This window comes from Desulfotignum balticum DSM 7044 (assembly GCF_000421285.1).
Classification (GTDB): domain Bacteria; phylum Desulfobacterota; class Desulfobacteria; order Desulfobacterales; family Desulfobacteraceae; genus Desulfotignum; species Desulfotignum balticum.
The window spans coordinates 4,000,605-4,024,981 of the sequence record NZ_ATWO01000001.1 but is presented as its reverse complement, the minus strand read 5'-3'; the positions used below and the strand labels follow the sequence as shown (position 1 = coordinate 4,024,981).

Below are 24,377 nucleotides of genomic sequence, written 5' to 3'. Positions count from 1 at the left end.
CTTACCATCTCCAGTTCAGTGTTACGCCCAATGTCATGGGCTCTCCGTCTTCCACCAGGGTGTTTCCCTGGGTTTTTACCTTTTTCTGGGCATATTTTTCATCAAACAGGTTCTTGCACCAGATGGAAATATCATAGCGATCCCACCTGTAGCCAGCCTTGAGGTTGACCAGGGCATAGCCTTCGTCCTTCAGGGTATTGGCCGCATCAAAGTATTGTTCCCCGGCAAGGAAGATGCCGGCCGTACCGTACCAGCCGCTGTCGTGGGTATAGGAAATCCCTGCGTTTGCCGTCAAATCCGGTGCCCAGGGCAGAACATATCCGCTGTAATTCATGGCGGCCCCGTCCAGTGTCCCTATCCACTCGTCGATTTCCGCCTTGGCGTATCCAAGCCCTGCAAAGATTTCGATATTGTGTGCCGGCAGGGCCTTGACTTCCAGTTCCACACCTTGGGTGTGCGCACCTGCGGCATTGGTGATCTTCCAGGCCCCGATGCCGCCGCCGAGAACTTCTTCTCTGATCTGTTTGTCGTCGATATCCGTGTGAAAGACCGAAAGATTCGCCCTGATGCGGTTATTGAAAAAGGAGGTCTTGATCCCGGCCTCGTAGTTTCTGGTATATTCCGGCCCATAGGCGAAATTTTCCCGGGAGGTGGCGGAGTAATAATCGTATCCGCCAGCCATCCAGCCTGTGGAAAAAGTCAGGTACCCTGTGGTGGAAGGGGTGAATTCCCAGGACAGTGAGGCCATGGGCAGAAGTTCGGTATCTGAAAGATCTTCTGCATACAGGGTGGTCCCGGTACTCCGGGTGTAGGCCTGGGAGCCGGATGCGGAAGAATGGTCCACCCGCAGTCCTGCCGTGGCTGTAAGTCTTTGGGTCAGGGGCCTGGAGGCCTGGCCGAACAGGGCTATGCCGTCCGCATCCGATTCCGACAATCTCCGGTTGGCAAGGGCGGGCATGGCATGTTTCAGTTCCCAGTCATGATCGATGTTCTCATTTGAAGCATAAGCCCCCAGCAGCCAGGAGGAGAAAAACCCGCCCGATGATGAAGAAAGGCGGAACTCCTGGGCCCAGGATTCCCGGTCCAGGTCAATGCAGGATACGCCCAGAGGAGAAGAAGTCCGGTCCGAATCCATGATATGATTTCTGTCAAAATCCTGGTGGGAGGTTACCGAAACAAGATCCAGGTTGTCGAAGGTGTACTTCACATGCATGGACTGGCCCAGGTTCTTCTGTTCCGATGAGGATACCTGGTTGTTTAAGACCTTGTACGGGTGTGTTGCAGAGGCCCCGTCCAGGTATCTCAGATCATCAAGACCCTTGTCCTGGTCTGATCCGTCCAGGGTCAGGGTAATATCCAGATCTGAATTAGGCGTATATCTCAGGCTTGCCTGGCCGCTGAACCGCTGGTCGTCGGAGGCCTCATCCGTGCCAAGGAACTGATTTTCCATATATCCGTCCGTTACCCGCCTCAATGCGGAGAACGTATAAAACAGAGTGTCTTCCAGGATGGGACCGCCGATCATTGCCCCTGTGGTAAACGTGTTGTAAGCGCCTGCCTCCAGCAGCACGTGAGCCCTTGCGGTATTGCCCTGGGGGGTGGATACCATATTGATTACGCCGGATGAGCTGTTTTTCCCGTAAAGGGTGGACCGGGGACCCCTGAGCACCTCGATCCGTTCGATATCGAACAGGGCCTGGGCCTGCATATAACTTAAGGGATAGGCCACATCATTGATATAGAACCCCATGGGCGAATACAGGGATGTGTCAATGGTGGAAATGCCCCTGCTGACAAAAGCATCCCCGGATGTTGCGGTTTTAAAAAAAAGGTTGGGCACCACCCGGGTCATCTCCTCGGTGGTCCGGATATTATGCTCATCCAGGACCAGACTGTCCACCACGCTGATGCTGCCGGCAATGTCTTTGTCCTGCATCTCCTGTTTCTCTGCAGTCACCATCACGTCGTCAAGCGCCACCTTGCGCTGTTTGTTTTTTATATTTTCTCCCGCACCTGCCGACGTCTGCAGAATCGTTCCTGCAATCATGATTGCGGACAACAATGTGGCCAGCGTTTTTTTCCCGTTACCCCACATGATTATTACTCCTCAAGGGTTTTTGTTTATGTGAGTTATCCTCCTGCGTTGAACCGTACTTTAGGGCGAAACAGTTACAAAGGCTATCATTTGCAGAACGGGTTTGAAAATATTATGAAAACAAAAAAAGGAATTGCAAAAAACAAAAGGACATGCTTTTTTAATTAGACATGCATAACTTAATCGAGATGATATGAACACCAAGGTCATGATCCAAGATCCGGTTTATGGATTCATCCGGTTTAATGGAGAAGCAAAGACACTGCTTCACAAGGGTGGCAGTGAAATCCTGAGGCGGGTCCCCCGAAATTTAGGGCAGGGACAGTTTCTTACTCTTGACTGCCGGCCCGGCATGGATGTCTGCATGAGCCGCTGCCGGTTTGTCCGGGAGTATCGGGCGGAAATAACCTGGCCTGAACCCAGGTTCACTTTTGTGTTCTGCATGTCCGGGAGCACCCGGACCCGGAATCCCTGGTGTCCCTCTCCTCTTGATATGACGGCGGGTCAGGTGCATCTTTACTATTTTGAGGAGCCGGTTCTGGAGCGGCGTGTTTCAGGCAGGGAAGAACTTCAGGCAGTGGTTGTTCGTCTGTCGTGTGAGGGGTTGCGGTACCTTCTGGAGACGGATCAGGAGGGGAGGGTGGCTCCCGCTCTGACACGGGCGATAGAGCAGGGTAGTCTTTTTTTGAATCGGAAGATGACTTTTGCCATGCAATACGTACTGTTCCAGATGTTTGCCTGCTCGCATCAGGGCATGATCCGGCGGATTTTTCTTGAGAGCAAAGCCATGGAACTTGTGGCTTATACCCTGGAACAGGCTTTTGGAAATGATGATTGCGGTTCTTTTTTTCCGGCTGTTCTGAAAGATGAAAAGGAACGTATTCTCAAGGCCCGGGACCTGCTCATCCAAAGACTCCGGTTCCCTCCGGCTTTACCCGATCTGGCCCGGCAAGTGGGCATGAGCCATGTTCGCCTGACCCGTGGGTTTAAAAAAATATTCGGATGTACTGTTTTCGAATACCTGAGGCAGGAGCGTCTGGCCTACGGGAGGATGCTGCTGGCTGAAAATAAGTTGAGCATCACCCAGGTTGCCTTTGAGGCCGGGTTTTGCGGCTCCAGTCATTTTGCATCAGCATTTCAAAAACGGTTTGGAATAAGCCCGTCAGCCTTCAGAACCGGGAAATCCAGGTCAACAAATCAGTAAAAAGTCTGAGAATCCGATTCTGAAAATCTTATTGTCCCATCGATCAGCGTATTTGAGGTGTTCAAAGTGGTACTTCGTGAACGAGATGAAGATGCGGCACTTACAGCGGTATCACTGATGAAGCAGGGAAGAATCATAGATTTAAGCTTTGAACTCGCAATTCAAGCAGCAAAAACATCAACCGACCACAAAATTTCAATGGCTGACCGTTTCTTTCCGGCACCCCGGGCACCCATTGCACAGCTGCAGGTGGCCCGGAAATAAAGTTCCTTGAGTTCTGCAGGTGTCAGAACTGATTTTTGCAGGCCGGCCCTTTGCCGGACAAGGGGAATTAATTTTTTTGCCGCTGTTTTATCGATAAAGATTCCCTGTTGTTCAAGGGCATGTATGATGGCAGCAGACCCGGAATGATATCCGATGACGCATTCAAACCCTTTTTTCCCGATTTTCTCAGATTCAAAGAGCTGGTATGAGCAAGGCGCCTTTAAAAGCCCTGAACAATGGATACCGGATTCATGCCGGAACACGTTGCGGCCGATAATGGGTTTTGACGGGTGAATCTGTTGGCCGGATGCCCTGGCCACCAGAAGACAGAGTTCTGTAATAAGGGTTTTATTGATGGTGCCCCCATATCCGCCCTTTTCAAAAAGCGCCATGGCCACCTCTTCAAGGGGAGCGTTTCCGGCCCGCTCCCCCAGACCGTTTACCGTAACACTCAGGGCGGATGCGCCGGCATCCACGGCTGTTACTGCATTGGCCGTGGCCATGCCCAGATCATTGTGCCCGTGGAATTCAAAATCAAGGCCCGGAACTCTTGCGACCAGACCTGCAATCAGGTTCATCACCGTGAAGGGGCTTATCATGCCCACTGTATCGGCGATGCGGACACGCTGAGCCCCTGCTTCCGACGCAAGGGCTGAAAATTCATATAAAAAATCCTGTTGGGTCCGGGTGGCATCCTGGGCCCCCACCGAGACCCGGTCAAAATATTTTCTGGCAAATCTTACCAGCTTCGCCAGGGACTTCATCACCCAGGCCTCGTCTTTGCCAAATGTTTTCAAAAGGATGGAAGAGGTGGGAAAGCTGATATGGACCCCCTGGGTTTTGCAGGCAGCTGCCTTTTCAATATCTTTTTGATCTGCCCTGCACCAGGAAGACAGGATGCAGGGCAGATGCAATGCCGCAATTTTCTTGATATCGCAACAGGCGCCCTCCCCCATGGCCGGTATGCCCGCTTCGATCTCATCCATTCCGATCCGGGCAAGGGCCGCTGCAATTTCAAGCTTTTCCAGGGTAGTGAACACGACCCCGGGCGCCTGCTCACCATCCCTCAATGTGGTATCCACCATCCATATTTTTCTTTGACTATCTGACAAAATCATATTTGAAAACACCATAGCAGGCATTCCACGGAATTTTTCCGATGGCATTTTCCCTTGGGATCTCCATTGGGCCTGAAGCTGGCACAGACCAGTATGTGGTGTGATGGTTTTTCCATTCTTTTGTTCTCCTTTGATTTACATGCATCCCATTCCGGCACCTGAGCATTCGGCATTGCAGCGGAAAGGGTCTGTCTTGAGCAGATGGTTTATATTCTCTTTGTTTTTAACGGCATGGATAATGTCATGGATCAGGCCGTTGACCAGGATGATTTCAAATCCTTGTTGTGTGAGTACGCGCTTAGGGGCATCCCCGATACCGCTGACCAGGATAAGATGGCAGTCTGAAAGAATGTCTGCCATGGCCTGCCACCTCAAGTCCATGCCGCCGGGAGGCGCCGCTGTTCTAACAATACGGGCTTCTCCCCGCTGATGTCGTAAACGGAAACCTTGCGGGCTTCTCCCAGGTGCTGGTTCACCAGCACCCCCTCCCGGGTGGCCACGGCAACATAGGGAGCTGCCGCATCTGATTCAACACCATCGGGTACGGCAGAAGGAAGGAGCTCAATTTCAGCAGGTTCTGCAAGAGAGGCACATTCCACAAGGCTGTCCATCAATGCCATGTCTGTCGGTTCATCCAGAAGGCCGACAGCATCGGCACGGCACCTTTTGCAGTGCATCATCTGGGGAATATGAACTTTGGCTCCAGCCTGGATCTTTGCAATCTGATCCTTGGTCGGTTCGGCAAGATTTGAAAAATTGGCGCCTTCATTGGGATAATAGGGCATGCAATTGAGCAGGTCCACATCCAGTTCCGCCATTTGCCTGGCGATCTCAACCACATGGTGATCGTTGATGCCGGGCAGAACAATGGTGTTGACCTTTACAATGACCCCCCGGTCTTTGAGGCCGGCAACCGATGTCAATTGTTTTTCCAGAAGCAGGCGCGCCCCTTTTTCCGGGGACAAGGATTTTTTACCAAACCTTACCCACGCATAGATTTTTTCACTGATCCTGGGGTCAACCGCGTTGATGGTGATGCTCACATGGCTGACCTTGAACCTTGCCACATCATCCAGATAGTCCGGAAGGTTCAATCCGTTGGTGGCCAGGCACAGGAGCATTTCCGGATATTTTTTGCTGACCATTTCAAGGGTGGTCAAGATCTGGTCCGGGTTGGCAAAGGGATCTCCGGGACCGGCTATATCCCCACCACGGAAATATTTTTTTTTTGGGCCATAACCCTGTCAAGGTATGCCATGGCCTGGAAGGGGGAAAGAATCCTGCTGCTGACGCCGGGCCGGCTTTCATTGACGCAGTCAAATTTCCGGTTACAAAAATTGCACTGGATATTGCAGCGGGGAGCAACAGGCAGGTGGACTCTTCCGAAACGCTTACAGGCATTTGGATTAAAACAGGGGTGATTTTCAATATTCATTTTTCCATCCTTATTTCTACATATAGGCATAACCGATTTTTGACGTGTCCTGGCGCGTCTGCAACAGGGTGTTGACAATGGTATCAAACAAGTGCTGGGTCCCTTGGTAACCGATGTGAAGGATCCTTGATCCGCCAAGCCTGTCGTGGATGGGAAATCCCACCCTGACCAGGGGAATATTCAGATGGCGGGCCATGGTATAGCCCTTGGAGTTTCCAATGACAAAATCAGGGGAAAGTTCCCGGGCCTGTTGCTCCATCCGGGTAAAATCCATGCCGTTATGCACTTCCACCTGCTTGAAGATGTTCTGGGGGATAAGTTCGCTCAACGCCTGTTTTAAAAGTCCGCTGTTCCCGCCGGAAGCACACAGAACCGGGATGATGCCGATCTCGGCCAGAAACCCTGCCATGGCAGCCACAAAATCCTCTTCCCCGTATACAATTGCCCTTTTTTTAGACACATATTTGTTCCCGTCCACATAGGCATCAATCAGGCGGCCCCGCTGTTTTTTATACTTTTCAGGCATGGATTTTAAGGTCAGCCTTTCCATGACTGAAAAGAAAATATCCGTGGCCTTGACCCCGATGGGAATGCCCAAAGATTCCCAGGGCACATCAAATCTTTTTTTTAAAAGAGCTGCGGCAGATTTTTCTCCTTTTCCTGCAAACCTGGCCAGGATGGTGCCAAACTCCATGCTGCCGGTGGACGCATTCATTTTCCGGATGTCCCTTATGGGGGTTCCGCCTTTCTGAATCGCCTGGTACTCAACCCATGAAGGTCCTTCCAGCCGTTCTGAATAATCCGGCAAAAGAATAAGGTCTATATTCAAATCCGTAAATATTTCCTTCAGGTGCCGCAAATCTTCATTGGACAGCATGCCAGGGAAAAGATTGATTCTTTTCTTAGTCTTGGGTGTATATTTTGTTCTATTGCTCAAGGGATTGCACTGCCCGACCACAGCCCTGACAGCCCCGTGGAATCCATCCACATGGGTTCCTGAAAAACTCGGGGTTGACACATGAACCAGGGCGGTCTGGTTTATCTGGTTGCCCATCTTCTCCAAAATCATGGGAACATCATCCCCTATGGTTTCGGAAAGGCAGGTGGTGGCAATGCCGATCATTTCCGGAGCGTATTGACGGCTTACATTTTCAATGGCCTGTTTCAGGTTGGCACCGCCGCCGAAGATGGCCGTCTCCTCGGAAAAATTGGATGAGGCAATATCCACGGGTTCCTTGAAATGGCTGATCATATATCTGCGCATATAGGTTGAACAGCCCTGGGAACCGTGCAGCAGCGGAATGGTCCCTTCTATCCCGTGGAACACCAGTGCGGCTCCCAGGGGTGTACACATTTTGCAGGCGTTTCGGGTGGCGGTATAGGCTTTGGTTTTCATCACAGGTATCATCCTTTATTCAAACTTTCAGGAATGTTCTTTTGTCCTTTTCCCGGGACAAGCTCCCAGATGGGGCTTGTAATAGTTTCATGGATTTCCCTGGCAAAATTGCGCATCCCTGCGAATCCTGCCAGAGGAATCTTTCTTTCATGGTTGTGGTCGCAGAAACCAATGCCCAGCTTATAGGCAATGGGCTTTTCCTTTACCCCCCCGATAAAGAGGTGGGCATCCTTTTCCATGATATACTTGGCAAGCTCCAGGGGATTGGCATCATCCAGGATAATGGTGCCAGGCCGGCACATCTTTTTTAAAAGAGCGTAATCTTCTTTATTACCGGTCTGGGATCCCACAAGGACCACTTCCATGCCCAAATATTTCAATGCCTTGATCAAAGAAAAGGCCTTGAATGCCCCCCCGACGTAAATGGCAGCCCGTTTTCCCGCAAGATCCTGTTTTATCTCTTCTAAGTCCGGAATGATGGCGCAAACCTCCTCCTGCACCAGGCGCGTTGTTTTCTCCATGATGGCAGGGCTGCCGGCAAAAAAAGAGGCCACATCATAAAGGGCGCTTGCGGTGTCTTCAATACCGAAATAGGAAACCCTGATATAGGGGATGCCGTAAACTTCTTCCATTTCTTTGGCCAGATGGGTCAATGACCCTGAGCACTGGACCACATTCAGGCAGGCCCTTTGTGCCGACTGGATATCTTTCACCCTGCCGTCACCGGTCATCACGGCCACGGTCTCAATGCCCATCCGCCTGTAGTAGTCCTTGATAATCCAGGTTTCTCCGCCGATATTGAATTCCCCCAGGATATTGATGCCCAGGGGAATTTTTTTTGGGGGCTCTTTGCTCTGGTCAATGAGTGTAAACAGGGCATCACAGGCAGCCTTGTAGCTATCCTTCTTGGTTCCCTTGAATCCTTCGGAATGAACCGGAAGCACGGGGATGCCCACCCTGGCTGCAACTTTTCTGCACACAGCATCCACATCATCCCCGATGATCCCCACAATACAGGTACAATAGACAAAGGCTGCCCTGGGTTCGTATGCGTCAATGAGTTCAAACAACGCCTGTTCAAGCTTTTTCTCGCCGCCAAAGATGATATCTGTCTCGGAAAGATCCGTGGAAAAACTCATCCGGTGCAGTTCAGGTCCGGACGACAACGCCCCCCGGATATCCCAGGTATAGGATGCACAGCCGATGGGGCCGTGGATCAGGTGCAGGGCATCGGCAATGGGATAGAGCACCACCCTGGAGCCGCAGAACACACAGGCCCGCTGGCTCACTGATCCTGCCAGGCTCTTTTGTTCGCAGGAGATGTCAAACCCATCCTGGCCTTTCTGATAAATCTGCTTTTTTCTGTCTTCCAATACAGATATGGTTTTCATTTTATCTATCCTCAAAATTTGCGGTTACATCACCAGTTCAAAACTTTCTTCAGGAGCATCCCTGTCAATACGTTCCAGCAGGACATCCAGAATTTTTTCCAGAAGCCGCATACCGCCTTTGTAGCAGACCGTGGGGAAATAGGAATGACCCACCCGGTCTGTTATGGGAAAACCATACCGCACAAAAGGAATATCATCATCTTTTGCCATATATTTTCCATAGGTATTGGCGATGAGCAGATCCACCGGCTCGTTTTTAATCCACTGGTGGAGCAGGAACATGTCAGCACCCGTGCCGGCCTTGACATTGACCTTGTAAGGCAGGTCAGCCGTCAGTTCTTCGATCCGCTGCAAAAAGGCTTTTCCCGGCGTTCCCGTGACAATATGAACCGGCATCATGTCGATATCGATGAGAAATTCCACCAGGGGAATCAAATGATCCGGATCACCTGCCAGGGCCACTTTTTTATGGTAAAAACAGGCCTGCATATCTGTAATGATATCCAGAAGCTGTCCGCGTTCCAAAGTGATGCTGTCGGGCACTGTGACCCCGGCAGCCTTTCTCAGGGCATCAATGAATCGATCCGTTGCAAAAAGCCCGATGGGAAGATCCTGCACCTGGCAGGGTACCTTCCATTTGACGTCCAGCGCCCTTGCCGCATCAGCCGAGGCTGTCTCTCCCAGGGCAATGGTGCCGATGCTGTCCCCGGTGCTGACAAGTTCTTCGATTGTGACACCGCCATCCGATTTCATTGAAAATACCCTGGTAACTATGGGCTCTGGAACCGCCGACAAACATCATGGCCAGCTTTCCTTCACATCTTTTTTTTACCTGGGCCTTCACCTTTTCTATTTCAGGCATTTCCTTTGCAATGAAGTTTTCCACTTGTTCAATCAGTTTTGGTTCGTCAAAATATTGGGCGATCTTTCTCAGGGATTTGGCGGTTGCCCGGGCACCGATGAAATTGATCTTGATCCAGGGGATACAGTATTTGATTTCCAGCATGTCCGCCACATAGTTGATGGATCGGTGGCACATGACGGCATTCAGATCGGCTGTATGACAATTGGCAAACTGGTCATAGCTGGAATTACCGCTGAAGGTGGAAACAAGCGAGATACCGCAGGCCTCCAGAATTCGATCAATCTCGAATCCATCCCCACCGATGTTGTATTCACCCAGAAGATTGATCTTGTACTCTGCATCCATGATGGTGTCATTTTCGCCCACAACATGGGTGAAGATGCCGTTATTGGCTATGTGGTGCCCTGCAGACTGGCTCACCCCTTTATAGCCTTCGCAGGAAAAACCAAAAACATTGATACCCAGCTTTTCCTTCATTTCCCTGGCCACGGCATGGACATCATCTCCGATGAGACCTACAGGACAGGTTGAAAAAATACTGATGGCCTTGGGCTTAAAAATGTCATAGGCTTCCTGTATGGCAGCCTTGAGTTTTTTTTCACCGCCGAAAACAATGTCTTTGTCCTGCATGTCCGTGGAAAAGCAATAGGTCATGAAATTGGCATCTTTGTCCGAGGCAGGACGTGTCTGATTCCGCCGGGTAAGCCAGGAGTAAAAACCGCACCCGATGGGACCGTGGGTGATATTGACAATATCCCGGGTGGGCCCCAGGATGACCCCATTGCAACCGGCATAGCAGCAGCCCCTCTGGGTGATGATGCCGGGAATCGTCCTGACATTGGCCCCCATGACCAAAGGGTGGCCGCTTTCATCGGTTTTTATATGAAACACCGTCATCGTTAAGGACACACTTCACCACTGGCTTTGTTTGTCTGCAAAGTCCATGATGAAAACCCGATTTGAATTATATTCAGGAAGTGCCTCCTTTGTCTGCTTGATTATCTTTTACAGGTTGTTTTTTTAAGCAGGTGGCCAGCCAAGTTTCATACAGTTTTATATGCGTAGTTCCTTTAATTAAGGACTGACAGTTAGTTGTGCAAAAGGCCGACCAGTCATGTTATTATCGCGCTCTATGGCTTCATTTCTTCATCGACTTTTTTTCTGCTCAAAAAATCTTACCCATAATCTTCACCTAAAAAAATTATCAATTCGCACATGGAACCAATTCATAACCAAGTTGATTGGCTCGCTTTTTAATGCTGTTGATAGCCTTTTGTCTTGTCTGGGCAGTCAAATAATCTTCACCAAGGTCCATGAAATGATCTCCATTTTTTATGATATTGAAAATTGCTTTTGATATTCTATGTGCAATTGCAACGATAGCTTTTTTTGCGCCACGCCTGGACTTCAGCTTAAAATATTTGGCCCTGTAGTATGACCCTTTTTTCCGGACTGCTGCCCAGGCCACTTCGATCAATATGGTTTTGAATGGGTGACTTCTCACAGAAGCTCTGCCACTCTTCCTTTTGCCGGCACTTTCATTATTTCCCGGACATAAGCCTGCCCAAGAGGCAAGCGCAGCTGTACAAATAAATTCATCGAGGGTCACACCAATTTCGCTGACAATTGATTGCGCCGACTTCTTATCAATACCTGGTACCTCATCCAATCGATCCAATAGATCCTGGTGGCCAGAGGTAAGATCTTCTAATCTCCGGGTAATTTCATCGATTTGTTTTTCCAAAGATCTCATTACCTCCATCAGGCCAATTAATTGAAACCGATGATGATCTTCAAAAAAACCCTGAATACTGCGATGCAGTTCGACAACCTTTTTTTTCAGACCGGGTTTGGTATTCTGTTCAATTGTTGCCAAATTCAATTCGGATCCGTCGCATAATAATGAAATCAAATTTTGACCTGTAACTCCAAACAGATCAGATACAACGGAATCGATTTTAATGTTGGCGGTTTCAAACAACTTGTGCACACGTCGTTTAAAATCAGCCAGAGATTCGGTATACGTTCTTCTGATCCTTGTCAGTTCTCTCCACTGGCGTATCTCTTTTGCCGGAATAAAGCTGCCTTTTAAAAGGCCATGTCTCAAGAGCCCGGCAAGCCATTTACTGTCGCTGATATCTGTTTTACGTCCCGGAACATTTTTGATGTGTCTGGCATTTACAAGAATCACTTCCATAAATCCTTCGAGAACGTTATGAACCGGCCGCCAATAAACGCCTGTGCTTTCCATTGCCAATACCGGGCATTCATTGTTCAGCAACCAATTCTTCATCTCGACAAGATCGTTGGTGAACGTACCAAATTCTTTAATCTCATACTGTTCCTTACCGTTATTATCCACAGTGATAAGACAGGCTGAAATTTTTTTCTTATGAACGTCCAAACCGCAACAAACAGGGTGAACAATCTGAATAAATGTGGTATCTAATTTCTTGGTCATAATTATCCTCTTCATTTTTATCGGCTAAATAAAAAAAATTTGATAATTATGACCATTTTTCCAATTTTGCAAGTGTTTCATGTTTTGTTGTGCCCGTCAGGGCATGGATGTTATTGGGCATGATCTGTTTCGAGCGTTTCCTGGCCACCTTGGCCGGGTATTTGGCAATCAGCTCTTTTTTCACCTCTTCCGGATCAGGGATATCTGCTCTGCCCGGTTTGATGGTTCTGGCTTCCTTTATGGCAATGCTCATTTTTATTTTTCCATTCTTAAATTTTAAGTTAAAACTCGTTGGGTCAAAACTCGTCGAGAATCTTATCTCCGAACTCGCTGGTTCTCACACTCAGGGCATCAAAAATCGGCATGACCCAGATGACGCCGTCCCCTGATTTTCCGGTATGGTTGGCTTCAATGATGGTCTTGATGGTTTTGGCTACCAGCTTTTGGGGGACCACGATGGAGATCGCCCTCTTGGGGATCAGACGTCCGCCCTGTCCCAGCTGGGCAATGGCCTCTTCATATCCTTGTTCCGCACCCTTTAATAGCTTTAAGTCCACAAGCCCCTTTCCCCTGCCCAGAACCTCAAATGCGGTCATGGAGGAGATATCTGCATCAATGAGGGCGCGTTTGGTCTTATTGATCATGTTCATGCGGATAACGGCCATTACCTCTTTCATGCGACCCCCTCTTCGGCCTCTTCTTTATGGGTTTCCACAATCCCTGAACTGATGGTGTAGACCTCGTCCACGGGACTGACAAAAATCTTGCCGTCTCCAAAGGCCCCTTTTTCACCGCTTTTAGCGGTTTTCATGATGGTCCTGATGACAAAATCCTTGTCCTTTTCATCCACCACTGTGATCAGCATTTCCTTGGGGATTTCATCATAGGTGATTTCGCCGATCTTAATTCCTCTCTGCTTCCCGCGTCCTGCCACGCTCATACGGGTAACCGCGGGAAAGCCTGCTTCCATGAGCGCAGCCATGATATCATGGGTTTTTTCCGGCCTGACGATTGATCTGATCATTATTTTCATGGGTCTTATTTTCCTTTTTTTAAACGGTTAAGCTGCAATGCCATGCTTAATGAGCAGGGATTCCAGTGCTTCAATGGTTATGGGTGTCGGAATGACAAACTTATCATTTTCATTGATCTTTTTTGCAAGGGCACGGTATTCATCTGCCTGGGAATGTTCCGGTGCAAACTCAATCACGGTTTTTCTATTAATCTCAGCCTGTTGAACCATATTTTCCCTGGGGATAAAATGGATCATCTTTGTTCCCAGTTTTTCAGCCAACACTTCGATCATCTCTCTTTCGTTGGCCACGGCCCTGGAATTGCAGATGAGGCCCCCCAGCCGGATACCGCCGGACTCGGCAAATTTCACAATCCCCTTACATATGTTGTTGGCCGCATACATGGCCATCATCTCGCCGGAAACCACGATATAGATTTCCTGGGCCTTGCCCTCCCGCATGGGCATGGCAAATCCGCCGCAGACAACGTCCCCCAGTACATCATAAAACACATAATCCAGGTCTTCATTGTCATAGGCCCCCAGCTGTTCCAGAAGGTTGATGGAGGTAATGATCCCCCTTCCTGCGCATCCCACACCCGGTTCCGGACCGCCGGATTCCGTGCACATGGTTCCGCCGTATCCCAGCTTCAGAACATCTTCCAGAACCACATCTTCGCCTTCCTCCCTCAGGGTGTCCAGTACGGTTCTCTGGGCAAGCCCGTCGAGCAGAAGTCGCGTGGAGTCTGCCTTGGGATCACAGCCCACCACCATTATTTTGTTGCCGGCTTCCACGAGTCCTGCAACCAGATTCTGGGTTGTGGTCGATTTTCCAATACCGCCTTTTCCGTAAATGGCTATCTTTCTCATTTTACTTTTCCTTTTCAGGTTGATTAAATACAATCCATCCAAACGCCTGGAAGTCATAAATGCAATGATCATTCCAAAACTCAAAAAAAAATAAATTGTTTTATAACAAACTTATTTTAAAGGATTTATTGGTAAAACATAAAAGATTAATCAAAAATAATATATGAATAAATATTCATTATAAAAATATTCATTACATATTTGTAGTTGAATTTAATTCAATTTTATAATTTAAATGAGATACATCCAGCCTATTATTAAAAAAATTAGGTATAGCAAATTTTATTTGACACGCATGTTTTTTTATGTAATTACTGCACCGTGATCCAGGATGAAATGCCGGTTCGGTAAATGCCGATGAAGCAAAAAAAGCCAAAGGCAAATATATAACGTTGTGATCAACAACATAAAAATACATTTTCAACGGAGGTGATTTTATGAACAAACACGCACTGGTAAAGAAAATGGCAAAGGATGCCGGGATAACCGAGGCAGCCGCAGGAAAGGCCCTTAAATCATTTATGGAAGGTGTGACAGATGCATTGAAAAAACACAACGGTATCACTCTGGTGGGTTTTGGTACCTTTAAAAAAATTTACCGCAAAGAAAGGAACGGGCGTAATCCCCAGACAGGGGAACCCATAAAGATAATGGAAAAAAATGTGGTGAAATTTTGGGCAGGCAAAAAGCTCAGAGGCCAGATAGAAGCATCCTGAAAGATGGTCTGGAAAAACAAGAAGCTGGGAATCTGAAAGAGAGGTTGTCCTGAAAAAGTTCAAACGGTTGAAAGCTGAGGATACTGATTGCAGGAATGCTGCATAATCGGTCGAATCCGGCACCACAGCATAGCATCATTCTCTCATGACCGGAAATAAGCCCTTAAATAATATCCGGCAGATGCCATCGCCCGTTCACAGGTTGACGGACGAAGTGTGACCACATGGCCGGTATTCCGCTTGAATGGTTTTTTATCCGGCCGGCGTCACCAGTATCCGGCGGCCGTCCTCGGGGTTCAGGAACAGCCGCAGCCCTTCCCGGCTTGCAATCACCACCGGATTCAGGGTTTCTGTCCGGAGGCTCTGGGCCGGGGCTACATTTTCCAGCACCAGGATGGTTCCCGGTTCTATTTGTCGGGAATACAGCATCTGACGGGCTCTTTTGCCGCCCAGGATTTGGAGCACCGCAAATGGGTTATCGGTGGGCGCACAGATAAATTGCACTTCTTCATTACCGGAACGGCCCCAGATCTTGGCGGCCATGCCTTCGGTCAGGTGCACCCGGACCCCGGTCTCCAGCCGGGTGATATAAGTCATGGGCGGCAGGTGCCGCAGAAACCGGATACGGTCGCCGGATGACAGGCCCAGCACGGCCAGGGTATCGGAAAGGGCGGGTCCGCCCGTGAACCCTTCCATATGGCCGGTTTCTCCGGTTCTCATTTCCGCCAGGGGCAGTTTGCGGCCGTCATCCAGGTGGATCACCACCTTCATGGCCATGCCGCCGCCCAGGACGGCCTCTCCTGCCGGTCCTTTGATACGCACCGGCTGCACGAGCACTTCCTGGTCCAGCCGTTCAATTTCACTGCCCTCATACAAACCCATCCGTCCCAGGCGTACTGCCAGATCCGGGTCGGTGAACGCTTTGAGCACCAGGGGTCTGCCCGCAGGCGATTCAAACAGGGGAACAGTCATAATCCGGGGCCTTTCTTTTTTACGGGGCGCTGCATACCGGCGGCTGCCGCGTATCCCAGGACCCCTACTGTGTTGGCGTTGTGCAGGACCGCCGCCAGTACCGGCGGAATGCGGCCGCTGCCGGCCAGCAGAAGAAACAGGGAATTGAGCCCCACAGATGCATTGAAACAGGTTCGGATGATTTTCCGGGCCTGAACAGCCATCTTCCGGGCCGCGACCAGGTCGTTCAGATCTTCTTTGAGCAGTACCACCTGGGCGGATTCCCGGGCCAGATCCGCGCCTCCGGGCATACAGATGCCCACATCCGCAGTGATCAGGGCCGGAGCATCGTTTACCCCGTCTCCGGCAAATGCCACCTGGTGTCCCTGTTTCTGCAGATCCGACACAATGGCCGCCTTCTGCTCCGGTTTGAGATCCCAGCGTATTTCGTCCAGATCCGGCAGCTGTCCGGCAACGGCCCGGGCCGTTGCCGGATGATCGCCGGTCAGGGTGATAATTTTACGGATACCTGCGGCCTTCAGGTCCCTCAGTACCCGGACCGCTTCAGGCCGCAGGGCATCCCGCAAAGCGATCACTCCCAGCAGGCGGTTTTCCCGGGCCACATACAACAGGTTTTTTCCGTTTTTCCGAAGGGTCCCGGCGGACCGGTCAACCTCTGAACAGTCAATGCCTTCGTCTTCTTCAATGAAATGACGGCTGCCCACCAGGACACGCCGGCCGTTGACATAGGCGGAGACCCCGTGGGCCACGATAAAGTCCACCCGGCCGGCGGGGGACAGTGCCAGACCGCGGCTTTTGGCTTCCGCCACCACGGCCCGGGCCACGGGATGGGCATAATGGGACTCGGCCGCAGCGGCCAGGGCCAGGAGATCATTCCGGGAGATGCCGGTTTCAGGCACCACGTCCGTTACTTCCAGTGCTCCCCGGGTCAGGGTCCCTGTCTTGTCAAACACCATGGTGTCCACCCGGGCCAGGGCGTACAGTGCCTGTGCCCCTTTGAGCAGGATACCTTCCCGGGCCGCCGAATACATGGCGGTCCGGGTGGCCACGGGATTGGCCAGCTTGATGGCACAGGAAAAATCCACAGTGAGCACGGCGGCGGCCCGGCGGATATCCCGGGTGAGCAGGAACATTCCCAGCCCCATGCCCAGGGTGGCCGGCACCAGGCGGTCGGCCAGCCGCTCGCTCTGCTGCTGGCCATGGGATTTGAACCGCAGGGAATTTTCCAGAAACCGGTTGATGCGCGCCAGACGGGTTTCGGGCCCTACTTGCCGGGCATCCAGGATGATCCGTCCTTCGTGGATCAGGGACCCGGACAGGATTTCATCTCCGGGTTGTACATGCACGGGCATGGATTCACCGGTAATGGAACTCTGGTCAAGGGATGCCTCTCCCTCCATGATCCGTCCATCCACGGAGACCATCTCCCCGGACCCGCACACCACCCGGTCCCCCACCCGCAGTTCTGTCAGGGCCAGGCGGATTTCCGCCCCATCCCGCTGAACCCGGACCTGTTCCACCCGGGGCCGCAGCAGGCTGCTTAACAGGCCGATGGTTTTGACGTCAGACACCTGTTCCAGGTATTCCCCCAAAGCCAGCAGGGCCACAATGGCATTGGCGGTAAAATACTGTTTTTGGCCCAGGGAAAATCCCACGGCCGCTGCATCCAGTACCTCCACCTTGACCCCGCCGGTCAGCAGGGTTTCCATGCCCCGCACCAGAACGGGCAGTCCCATGGCCCAGCTGAACACCCCGGCCAGCCGGCGGGGCAGGGCCGGGGTGACCAGTGAAAATACCGCTTTGGCAGCCGTGCCCACGGGATCTGGCAGAGAGTGACATTTCTGCATGGGATGACAGGCTTCCGCCGGCAGGGATTTCAGACATGCCAGAATGGTCTTTCTGCAGGTGTTGTCCGGGTTGTATCCCACCACCACGGTGCCGGCGCCTATGTTGAACCGGACACGGCCGACACCGGAAATGTTTTTCAGCACCGCCTCCATATAAGCGGGATCAAAGGATGGATCATGGAATCCGGCACACCTGATCCGCAGCCTTCCGGGCAGTTCGTGAACCACACGGCATTCAGTCATGGCAACGACATCCTTTCCTGGTTTTATGCCTTCCGGCCCCGGGGTGAGCCGTGATAGAGGTGATGGTGCCAGAACGAGAATCCCACCAGGGCGATGCCGGAAACAATATGAAGCTTTCCGGCGGTTCTGCCGTCCATCATGCCGGTCACGAGCAGGGCTCCCATGGCCAGGGCCATGCCGGTCTTGGCAGCGGTTCTGTCATAGTCGGATCTCCTATGGTGGTCCATGGGTTGCCCATGGTGACCCGTGCGGGAACCCCCGGCGGCTCCGGATGGGTTGCCATTGAATTCCTGCCCCGTCATGAATCCTGGCTCATTTCCGCTTTAACATCCTTGAACTGTTCCTTGACCTCCTCCACACCGCCCTGGAAAGTGGACCAGACCTTGACGGTTCCCCGGATCAGGGTTTTCTGGACACTGGTGTTGGTCAACAGCAGTGTGATGCCGGCACCTGCCAGAAAGCCCTTGAGATATCCGGCACTGGAGAAATCAAACCAGCTGCCCAATCCGGACGCCGGCGGCACGGCCATCGCTGTCTGCCGGTTCTCTTCATGACTGTAGGGCCGGTATTGAGGGGGAAGTTGACCGACCGGGTTATGATAAAAGGGGTGGTTCATCTGGGATGCCGGTACAGCCTGGCCGGTTCCCAAAGCAGGGTTTACGGCAGCCGGGTGAACATGTCCGGAAGCCGGCATGTTAGGTCCTGCAGGATTCAGTTGATGCATGGGTGATCTCCTTGATTGTCAGGTTGGGTTGTCATTGGTTGATTTCCGGGTGTTTGCCCGGTCGGTTCTGGTAGTTTTAGCGGTTGTATCCGGCTCGGCCGTTTTATCTGGGTGATCCGGTGCGGTGTTACCCCGGTCCATGGCGGAATCCCACAGATAACGGGTGCCCGTGGCCACTGTCACGATTCCCAGAAGACCCAGAAAACCGGCCGCCCCCACACTGCCGACCACGAACGTGGCGGCTGCCGTGGCGATACCGGCGCCGGCACTTTCTTTCAATACTTCCTGTACCGCTGCTTCACGGCTGATGCCGCCCTGTCCGACCCGCCGGATATTCCTGGCTGCCGCTGCCGTGCCCCCGCAGATGGCGCCCAGTCCGCCCATGGCGAGCACGGCATGGGGACCCGGGTGAAATACGCTTCCGGGAGTGGTATTGGCCGCAGGATAATGGTAATGAGACATGATTCATTGCTCCTTTAGGTAAAGGTTAAGATTGAGTTCGGGGTTCAGCGCCGGTCTCCGTCGCTTCTCCGGGGTCCTTTCCGGATGTGCCGAAAATACCGGAAAGGGTTCCGGTAAGACCTTTTCTGACGGAATCGCTGGTCAGCAGCAGGGTGGCACCGATGCCCACCAGGGCCCCTTTTAAAAACTGCCCGTCCAGGCCTCCCAGAAAGGACATCACCTGGGAAGGGTCTGCTTTTCCATTGGCCAGGTCGTTGACCAGTCCCATGAACTGACCGTATTGATGGGCATCGTGCTTTGGATGCCCTGGTCCGTGATCGGCATGGCCGCACCCCGGGGCATGACCGGCCTGGGGATCTCCGGAAGGCTGGGCCCCGCCCCCTGCCGCCTGACCGGGAAAACCGGTGTACGGCACGCCGCTGTAAGACATGCCGGGATGGGGATACGCCGGGATGTCCGGGGTGTAACAGGGCATGGGATGACCCGGGGCTATGCCGGCAGGACCGCCATAATGACTGTAAGCCGGGTAGGGGGCGTACATTGCCTGATGGGGTCCCGCCATCCCCGGCGGAGGACCTGCCGGCATATGGGGCGGCTGCCCGGAAAAGGCCGGGCCGTTCATGCCGGGGGCAGGTGCCTGGTTCATGGCGGCATGGGACCCGGGTTGCGGGGTCTGCGGACTGCCGGCGGCTCCGGCTGACTGGCAGGGATCGCTTCCCTGGATGGGATGGTGCCCGGAGAATTCCGGGGTGCCCGTCATTCCTGAAGGGGGAAAATTCGAACCGGTTTCATTTGGGTGTGTCATTGAAATCTCCTTTTTTTATGTGTCATTCGGTTTGTGACGCTGTCTTTTGGCAGGGCCTCTGGTTTCCGGGATGTCAAAAAAAAGCAGCCGGCTGGAATTGGCCAGGATTCCCAGGGTGTGAAGGATGTGCACCAGGCCGGCCATGACCGGGGACAACAGGCCCGCCGCCCCGAGGACCACCCCGCCGATATTGGATCCGGTGGCGATCCAGAAGTTCTGGTGCACCACAGACAGGGTTTTGGCGGACAACTCCCGGACATAGATCACACCGGCCAGGTCGTCGGTCACCAGGGCGATGTCCGCCGCCTCGATGGCCACTTCAGACCCGCCGGTGCCCATGGCCACGCCGATGTCGGCTTCAGCCAGGGCCAAAGCGTCATTGATGCCGTCTCCCACCATCAGAATCCGGTCCCCGTCGTCACGCAGGGAACGGATGATGTCCGCTTTTTCGGCCGGTAGTACGGAATACCGGCATTCGTCGAATTTCAGACGGGCAGCCATTTCCAGGGCCGTGTATCTGGCATCACCGGTGATCATGGCGGTTTTTTCCACGCCGCCGCCTTTCAGGCGGGCCACCAGGTGTTCCAGATTAGGCCGTTCCTGGTTGGCAAACCCCATGGTTCCCAGCAATATCCCTTTCCGGGCAATAAAAATCTGGGTCAGGCCCAGGTGCTTGTGTTTTTCCAGAAGGGTTTTGACCTGCCTGTCTTCGATGCCGTACCGGGCCATCAGCTTGTGGCTGCCCACCAGCACCTCATCCCCGTGAATGACGGAACGGACCCCTTTGCCCGGAATATATTCGCACTCATCATGCGGAATGGGCGGGATTCCCCGGCGGGCCGCCTCTTTTTTCAGGGCCAGGGCCACGGGATGGGCGTTGTGGATTTCCGTTGAATAGGCCAGCTGAATCAGTTCGTTTTCCGTCAGGCCCATGAGACTGATCATTTGCCTGATTTCCGGTTCACTGGTGGTGAGGGTGCCGGTTTTGTCAAAACAGATGATGTTGACGGAGGCGGCTTCTTCCAGGTACCGGCCCCCCTTGATGAGAATGTGCCGCCGGGCCGCCGCGGACAGGGCCGCGCTCACTGCGGTGGAAGCGGCCAGAATGGTGGCGCAGGGGCAGGCCATGACCAGCAGGACCGTGAAGGAGCGTTGAAAGCTGCGGGTGATCACCAGGGTTGCCAGGGTGACAATGAATCCGGCTTTGATCAGGTTCCGGGCCAACCGGTCGGCCACGCTTTCAATGGGCGCCTTGTTTTCAAGGGAATCTTCCACCAGGTTCAGGATGCGGGCCAGATAGGTCTGGTCCCCCACCTGTTCTGCCTGGACAAAAACGACCCCCTGGCTGACAAATGTCCCGGCATACACCCGGTCGCCGGATGATCTGGTTTCCGGCTCGCTGCGCCCGGTGATGGCGGATTCGTCCACCAGGGCGCTGCCCCGGAGCACCCGGCCGTCCACGGCGATTTTTTCGCCGGTGTGCAGCACCACAATGTCTCCGGGGGACACCTTTTCCACGGGGATCCGGACCTCCACTCCATCTTTCAGGATAAAGGTATCCTTCCGGGTGACCTGCAGAATATCCCGGATGGCCCGGCGGGAGCGGTGGGTAATCCAGGCCTGGAGCAATTCACCCGCACTGGTGATCCAGAGGATCTCAAGGGCAGTCATGGCTTCTCCCGCAGCTGCAGCCGTCACGATACTGCCCCCCAGAAAGCTTTCCAGGGAAACGGTTTTGTTGCGGATATCGCCGGCACCTTTTCTGACCAGGGGCAGGGCCGCGGCCACGGTGATCAGGCCCAGGGGACTGAACGGAGTTTGGGCCGGTGCTGTCCCGAACAGCAGCCGGCGGGTCAGGACCAGGCCTGCCACTACCGACAGGCCCGCAAACCGCCGTCCGGACCGGACGATCTCCTCCGATAATCGGTGGTTCCGGTTTTTTGACACCGAAGCGGTGGACACGGTCTCTGGTTTTTTCCGGGCGGTCTCACCGGGATCGATCACCCGGCGCAGTGCCGTGATCAATTCGGTCTGCGTGATCTGCCCGGCCCGGTACCGGATGATGATACTGCGGCATTTGTCGTTGATCCGGACCCACCGGACCTCTTCACGAGATTCCAGGATTTGAATCAGGTCTTCCCGGATCAACCAGTTGCGGCCGATGGACGGAACCCGGCAGCGGATGCGCCCGGGGATGGCGTGACAGATGGTGAATGTGGTATCAGATTTTGTCATGGATTTGTCTGGGTATTCTGTTTGAATCCGCGTTCAGAGGTTTTTGGGGTGTTGATGACCAATTTCTTTTCAGGTTTTTTTTGCTTAAGCCGGGCCCGTTTTTTCCGCAGCCTGTTGTGATACTGCCGGGGCCATGGGGAGCCCCGGCAGGGGGTGAATTCCCGGGATGGCAGAAAAACCCCGGGAATTCAGGAAAAACCAGATCCGGCAAACAGGTTAGAATTCAATGGCAAGCTGCACGGTGACGGTATCGGTCTCCACAGCGTCATCATCGAATTCCGCTCTCAGATATTCCAGGGCCAGGTTGGTGCTGTCAAAAATGCCCCAGTTGGCCACGGCCCCGTACTGTGTTTCAGGCAGAAAATCCGCCCCACCGTCATCGGATCCGCCGTAACGGATGGCCGTTTCCAGATTTTCCAGCACGGAAACCCCCAGCTCCAGGTTCCAGGCAGCCGGCTTCCGCTCTTTGGTGTCGGCGGCATCATAGATCTCTCCGGCCTTGAAATGATCCATGGCTGCGGCATATTCAGCGATGAAGGTAAACCGTTCCAGAAAAGATGTCGTGATGAATGCACTCCATCCCCCCACCATGTCCGTCACAGTGCCGGTGCCGGAGACGACAGCTTCAGAAAATCCGTCCGAGGAGATCAGGTTCGAGGTGTATGACACGCCCATCATGACCGATTCAAACGGTTGGAAGGATACGGCTGCCACCACGCTGTCAACCATGTCATCCTCACCGATTTCATCAACAGCTCCGTTGAACAGGCCGGCCGAGACTTCCACCGTGTCGCCGGCAAAGCTGGATCCAACCACCACGGCGCCGTCATTGGTCTCCCCCAGAACCAGGGTCAGAGGATCGGTCACAAAATGAGAGTCATAGTTGCCAAAAGGCAGATACTGCCGGCCGGCCGTCAGAAAGATCGGAAACCGCTCTTTTCCTGACAGGGTGATGAATCCTTCATCCACGAACAGATCATCCTCTTCGTATTTGAACAGGACATGGCCGTCCACATGATCGGAGATGCCGGCATCCATGGCCACCTCCACCGTGGCCAGGTCGATATCGCTTTCATCTTCATCCGCCTGGGCCGGGTCGGAAAAATCAGTACTCTGGTGCATGGCCTCGATCTCGATCAGACCAGAGATCTCAATCCGGTCAAACCAGCGGTTGCTTTCGTCTCCTGAGCCGATGGCCTGTTCCAGGTGCCTGACCCGGTCTTCCATGCTTTTGACGCCACCCACCGTCCGCGTGGATGCGGCATCCTGGGCCATGGCAGGGGAAATAAAAAGGGTAAAAAGCATCAGGCAAAGTGATGTGCGCAATATTGCAAAACGGGGTTCCATTATTTTCCTTTTCCTTTTTCGTTGTGTTGTTTTTTTCAATGATGATTAAGGTCTTTTACATGTCCACAGCCTTGATCCAGATCACCGCGTCTTTGGAGCAGGGCTTGCCTTTATGGGTGGCATCTTCATCCAGTCCCAGGGCTGCGAACCCCCACCATCCGGCTTTGGGAATGCCGAAAGTGAAGATGCCGTTGTCATCGGCAAATATGGTCTGCAGTTCAAACGAACTCTGGGGTGCTTTGACCGCCGGTTTTCTGGCAAAGGCATTGCGGTCGATCAGGGGTTCGTGGTTCAGGTATTCGATTTCAATTTCAGCGCCGGGCACCGGCTGGCCATTGTAAAGCACCTTTCCCTGGAACACGTTGCCGGTCCACCGGTCATAGGGTTTGCTCAAAGGCACGATCTCCGCAGGCAGGCCCGCAGGTTCCATCCAGGCCCCGGGGATGCCCCCCACATTGATGATCATCTTGGTCATCTGCTGGATATAGGAGTCCTCTTCCGCTTCAAAATAGGGATCCGGAACCAGGCAGAAGATATGGTCTCCGCCCCGGGCCGTGTATTCGGTTTTGAACGCCTTGCCCGAATTGGTCAGGCTCTGCCAGGAAATCGGCGTCAGGGCATCCAGCAGATCCATTTTTTTGACCGGGTTTTCCCCCCGGGTCTGCAGCACGAAGAACTGTTCCGGGGTCCCCATGTCCATGGTGTGTCCCGCATCAAACGGATGGGTGAATACCAGGGCAAGAGGAATCTTCCCTCCGTTTTCCAGGGCCGCATCCGGGGTATAGATCAGCTGAAAATGGGCAAAAGCCTGGGCTGACAAAATGAGTGATATCAAACTTACAAGCACAGCAATCCGTTTTTTCATTGTTTTTCTCCTTGAAGTTAATTTGAATCGGGATGAAAGATGATGTTCAA

General features: G+C 52.8%; 24 protein-coding genes. 2 read left to right on the top strand and 22 right to left on the bottom strand.

Annotated features, from left to right (window positions below; all coding sequences use genetic code 11):
* Position 1 precedes the first annotated feature (1 nt).
* Positions 2-2,095: a TonB-dependent receptor gene (locus tag K365_RS0120155; protein WP_024336038.1), complete on the bottom strand. Its 2,094-nt coding sequence runs from the start codon at positions 2,093-2,095 to the stop codon at positions 2-4.
* Positions 2,096-2,288: 193 nt separating this feature from the next.
* Here K365_RS0120155 and K365_RS26830 point away from each other — a divergent pair, with 193 nt between their 5' ends.
* Complete coding sequence (locus tag K365_RS26830) at positions 2,289-3,299, top strand: helix-turn-helix transcriptional regulator (protein WP_024336037.1); 1,011 nt, start codon at positions 2,289-2,291, stop codon at positions 3,297-3,299.
* Between the two features lie 161 nt (positions 3,300-3,460).
* On the opposite strand, the gene K365_RS0120145 is transcribed toward K365_RS26830, so the two are convergent.
* The 12 genes from K365_RS0120145 to nifH form a co-directional block, all read right to left on the bottom strand.
* Positions 3,461-4,648 carry a hydroxymethylglutaryl-CoA lyase-like TIM-barrel protein gene (locus K365_RS0120145; RefSeq protein WP_245569220.1) on the bottom strand — a complete coding sequence of 396 codons (1,188 nt, stop codon included), beginning with the start codon at positions 4,646-4,648 and terminating at the stop codon, positions 3,461-3,463.
* Between the two features lie 168 nt (positions 4,649-4,816).
* Positions 4,817-5,041, bottom strand: coding sequence for a NifB/NifX family molybdenum-iron cluster-binding protein (locus K365_RS28875; RefSeq protein ID WP_245569219.1), 225 nt, complete (start codon positions 5,039-5,041; stop codon positions 4,817-4,819).
* 11 nt (positions 5,042-5,052) lie between these two features.
* A complete protein-coding gene (locus K365_RS28870; protein WP_245569218.1) occupies positions 5,053-5,841 on the bottom strand; it encodes a radical SAM protein in 789 nt (262 codons plus the stop codon).
* Positions 5,842-6,132: 291 nt separating this feature from the next.
* Positions 6,133-7,512, bottom strand: a complete 1,380-nt coding sequence (locus K365_RS0120135; RefSeq protein ID WP_024336035.1) for a nitrogenase component 1 — start codon at positions 7,510-7,512, stop codon at positions 6,133-6,135.
* Positions 7,513-7,520: 8 nt separating this feature from the next.
* The gene (gene nifE, locus K365_RS0120130) at positions 7,521-8,903 is read right to left on the bottom strand and encodes a nitrogenase iron-molybdenum cofactor biosynthesis protein NifE (RefSeq protein ID WP_024336034.1); all 1,383 of its coding nucleotides are present in this window, start codon (positions 8,901-8,903) and stop codon (positions 7,521-7,523) included.
* A 24-nt stretch (positions 8,904-8,927) separates the two neighbouring features.
* Positions 8,928-9,656, bottom strand: a complete 729-nt coding sequence (locus tag K365_RS0120125) for a nitrogenase component 1 (RefSeq protein ID WP_024336033.1) — start codon at positions 9,654-9,656, stop codon at positions 8,928-8,930.
* Positions 9,565-10,677, bottom strand: a complete 1,113-nt coding sequence (locus K365_RS0120120; protein ID WP_245569217.1) for a nitrogenase component 1 — start codon at positions 10,675-10,677, stop codon at positions 9,565-9,567. The genes K365_RS0120125 and K365_RS0120120 overlap by 92 nt, the downstream gene beginning before the upstream one ends.
* A gap of 295 nt (positions 10,678-10,972) precedes the next feature.
* Complete coding sequence (locus K365_RS0120115; protein WP_029724930.1) at positions 10,973-12,229, bottom strand: IS110 family RNA-guided transposase; 1,257 nt, start codon at positions 12,227-12,229, stop codon at positions 10,973-10,975.
* Positions 12,230-12,275: 46 nt separating this feature from the next.
* Positions 12,276-12,482, bottom strand: a complete 207-nt coding sequence (locus K365_RS0120110) for a hypothetical protein (protein ID WP_024336031.1) — start codon at positions 12,480-12,482, stop codon at positions 12,276-12,278.
* Between the two features lie 43 nt (positions 12,483-12,525).
* A complete protein-coding gene (locus tag K365_RS0120105; protein WP_024336030.1) occupies positions 12,526-12,906 on the bottom strand; it encodes a P-II family nitrogen regulator in 381 nt (126 codons plus the stop codon).
* Positions 12,903-13,262, bottom strand: coding sequence for a P-II family nitrogen regulator (locus K365_RS0120100; protein WP_024336029.1), 360 nt, complete (start codon positions 13,260-13,262; stop codon positions 12,903-12,905). Before K365_RS0120100 ends, K365_RS0120105 begins: the two co-directional genes overlap by 4 nt.
* Before the next feature lie 27 nt (positions 13,263-13,289).
* On the bottom strand, positions 13,290-14,111 hold the full coding sequence (gene nifH, locus K365_RS0120095) for a nitrogenase iron protein (RefSeq protein ID WP_024336028.1): 822 nt from the start codon (positions 14,109-14,111) through the stop codon (positions 13,290-13,292).
* Positions 14,112-14,548: 437 nt separating this feature from the next.
* Between nifH and K365_RS0120090 the strand changes: the two genes are divergently transcribed.
* Positions 14,549-14,827, top strand: a complete 279-nt coding sequence (locus K365_RS0120090) for an HU family DNA-binding protein (protein ID WP_024336027.1) — start codon at positions 14,549-14,551, stop codon at positions 14,825-14,827.
* Positions 14,828-15,079: 252 nt separating this feature from the next.
* Here the strand turns inward: K365_RS0120090 and K365_RS0120085 are convergent, their stop codons facing one another.
* From K365_RS0120085 to K365_RS0120040, 9 genes are all read right to left on the bottom strand, one after another.
* Positions 15,080-15,799, bottom strand: coding sequence for a ferrous iron transport protein A (locus tag K365_RS0120085; protein WP_024336026.1), 720 nt, complete (start codon positions 15,797-15,799; stop codon positions 15,080-15,082).
* Positions 15,796-17,889 (bottom strand): heavy metal translocating P-type ATPase, encoded by a 2,094-nt coding sequence (locus tag K365_RS0120080; RefSeq protein ID WP_024336025.1) that lies wholly within the window; start codon positions 17,887-17,889, stop codon positions 15,796-15,798. The genes K365_RS0120085 and K365_RS0120080 overlap by 4 nt, the downstream gene beginning before the upstream one ends.
* Positions 17,890-17,912: 23 nt before the next feature.
* Positions 17,913-18,191 (bottom strand): hypothetical protein, encoded by a 279-nt coding sequence (locus tag K365_RS0120075; RefSeq protein ID WP_211221137.1) that lies wholly within the window; start codon positions 18,189-18,191, stop codon positions 17,913-17,915.
* On the bottom strand, positions 18,188-18,613 hold the full coding sequence (locus tag K365_RS28070) for a YtxH domain-containing protein (RefSeq protein ID WP_024336023.1): 426 nt from the start codon (positions 18,611-18,613) through the stop codon (positions 18,188-18,190). The genes K365_RS0120075 and K365_RS28070 overlap by 4 nt, the downstream gene beginning before the upstream one ends.
* A gap of 18 nt (positions 18,614-18,631) precedes the next feature.
* Complete coding sequence (locus K365_RS26825) at positions 18,632-19,075, bottom strand: magnetosome protein MamC family protein (RefSeq protein WP_024336022.1); 444 nt, start codon at positions 19,073-19,075, stop codon at positions 18,632-18,634.
* Between the two features lie 25 nt (positions 19,076-19,100).
* Positions 19,101-19,880: a hypothetical protein gene (locus K365_RS0120060; RefSeq protein ID WP_024336021.1), complete on the bottom strand. Its 780-nt coding sequence runs from the start codon at positions 19,878-19,880 to the stop codon at positions 19,101-19,103.
* Between the two features lie 15 nt (positions 19,881-19,895).
* Complete coding sequence (locus K365_RS0120055) at positions 19,896-22,115, bottom strand: heavy metal translocating P-type ATPase (RefSeq protein ID WP_024336020.1); 2,220 nt, start codon at positions 22,113-22,115, stop codon at positions 19,896-19,898.
* A 216-nt stretch (positions 22,116-22,331) separates the two neighbouring features.
* Positions 22,332-23,462 (bottom strand): LbtU family siderophore porin, encoded by a 1,131-nt coding sequence (locus tag K365_RS0120045; RefSeq protein WP_024336018.1) that lies wholly within the window; start codon positions 23,460-23,462, stop codon positions 22,332-22,334.
* A 55-nt stretch (positions 23,463-23,517) separates the two neighbouring features.
* Complete coding sequence (locus tag K365_RS0120040) at positions 23,518-24,327, bottom strand: DUF4198 domain-containing protein (RefSeq protein ID WP_024336017.1); 810 nt, start codon at positions 24,325-24,327, stop codon at positions 23,518-23,520.
* Positions 24,328-24,377: the final 50 nt, after the last annotated feature.

Coding starts and splice junctions, on each gene's coding strand:
- K365_RS0120155 (WP_024336038.1), bottom strand. CDS start 2,095: ATGTGGGGTAACGGGAAAAAAACGCTGGCCACATTGTTGTCCGCAATC.
- K365_RS26830 (WP_024336037.1), top strand. CDS start 2,289: ATGAACACCAAGGTCATGATCCAAGATCCGGTTTATGGATTCATCCGG.
- K365_RS0120145 (WP_245569220.1), bottom strand. CDS start 4,648: ATGGTGGATACCACATTGAGGGATGGTGAGCAGGCGCCCGGGGTCGTG.
- K365_RS28875 (WP_245569219.1), bottom strand. CDS start 5,041: ATGGCAGACATTCTTTCAGACTGCCATCTTATCCTGGTCAGCGGTATC.
- K365_RS0120135 (WP_024336035.1), bottom strand. CDS start 7,512: ATGAAAACCAAAGCCTATACCGCCACCCGAAACGCCTGCAAAATGTGT.
- nifE (WP_024336034.1), bottom strand. CDS start 8,903: ATGAAAACCATATCTGTATTGGAAGACAGAAAAAAGCAGATTTATCAG.
- K365_RS0120125 (WP_024336033.1), bottom strand. CDS start 9,656: ATGAAATCGGATGGCGGTGTCACAATCGAAGAACTTGTCAGCACCGGG.
- K365_RS0120115 (WP_029724930.1), bottom strand. CDS start 12,229: ATGACCAAGAAATTAGATACCACATTTATTCAGATTGTTCACCCTGTT.
- K365_RS0120110 (WP_024336031.1), bottom strand. CDS start 12,482: ATGAGCATTGCCATAAAGGAAGCCAGAACCATCAAACCGGGCAGAGCA.
- K365_RS0120105 (WP_024336030.1), bottom strand. CDS start 12,906: ATGAAAGAGGTAATGGCCGTTATCCGCATGAACATGATCAATAAGACC.
- K365_RS0120100 (WP_024336029.1), bottom strand. CDS start 13,262: ATGAAAATAATGATCAGATCAATCGTCAGGCCGGAAAAAACCCATGAT.
- nifH (WP_024336028.1), bottom strand. CDS start 14,111: ATGAGAAAGATAGCCATTTACGGAAAAGGCGGTATTGGAAAATCGACC.
- K365_RS0120090 (WP_024336027.1), top strand. CDS start 14,549: ATGAACAAACACGCACTGGTAAAGAAAATGGCAAAGGATGCCGGGATA.
- K365_RS0120085 (WP_024336026.1), bottom strand. CDS start 15,799: ATGACTGTTCCCCTGTTTGAATCGCCTGCGGGCAGACCCCTGGTGCTC.
- K365_RS0120080 (WP_024336025.1), bottom strand. CDS start 17,889: ATGACTGAATGCCGTGTGGTTCACGAACTGCCCGGAAGGCTGCGGATC.
- K365_RS0120075 (WP_211221137.1), bottom strand. CDS start 18,191: ATGACGGGGCAGGAATTCAATGGCAACCCATCCGGAGCCGCCGGGGGT.
- K365_RS28070 (WP_024336023.1), bottom strand. CDS start 18,613: ATGCATCAACTGAATCCTGCAGGACCTAACATGCCGGCTTCCGGACAT.
- K365_RS26825 (WP_024336022.1), bottom strand. CDS start 19,075: ATGTCTCATTACCATTATCCTGCGGCCAATACCACTCCCGGAAGCGTA.
- K365_RS0120060 (WP_024336021.1), bottom strand. CDS start 19,880: ATGACACACCCAAATGAAACCGGTTCGAATTTTCCCCCTTCAGGAATG.
- K365_RS0120055 (WP_024336020.1), bottom strand. CDS start 22,115: ATGACAAAATCTGATACCACATTCACCATCTGTCACGCCATCCCCGGG.
- K365_RS0120045 (WP_024336018.1), bottom strand. CDS start 23,462: ATGGAACCCCGTTTTGCAATATTGCGCACATCACTTTGCCTGATGCTT.
- K365_RS0120040 (WP_024336017.1), bottom strand. CDS start 24,327: ATGAAAAAACGGATTGCTGTGCTTGTAAGTTTGATATCACTCATTTTG.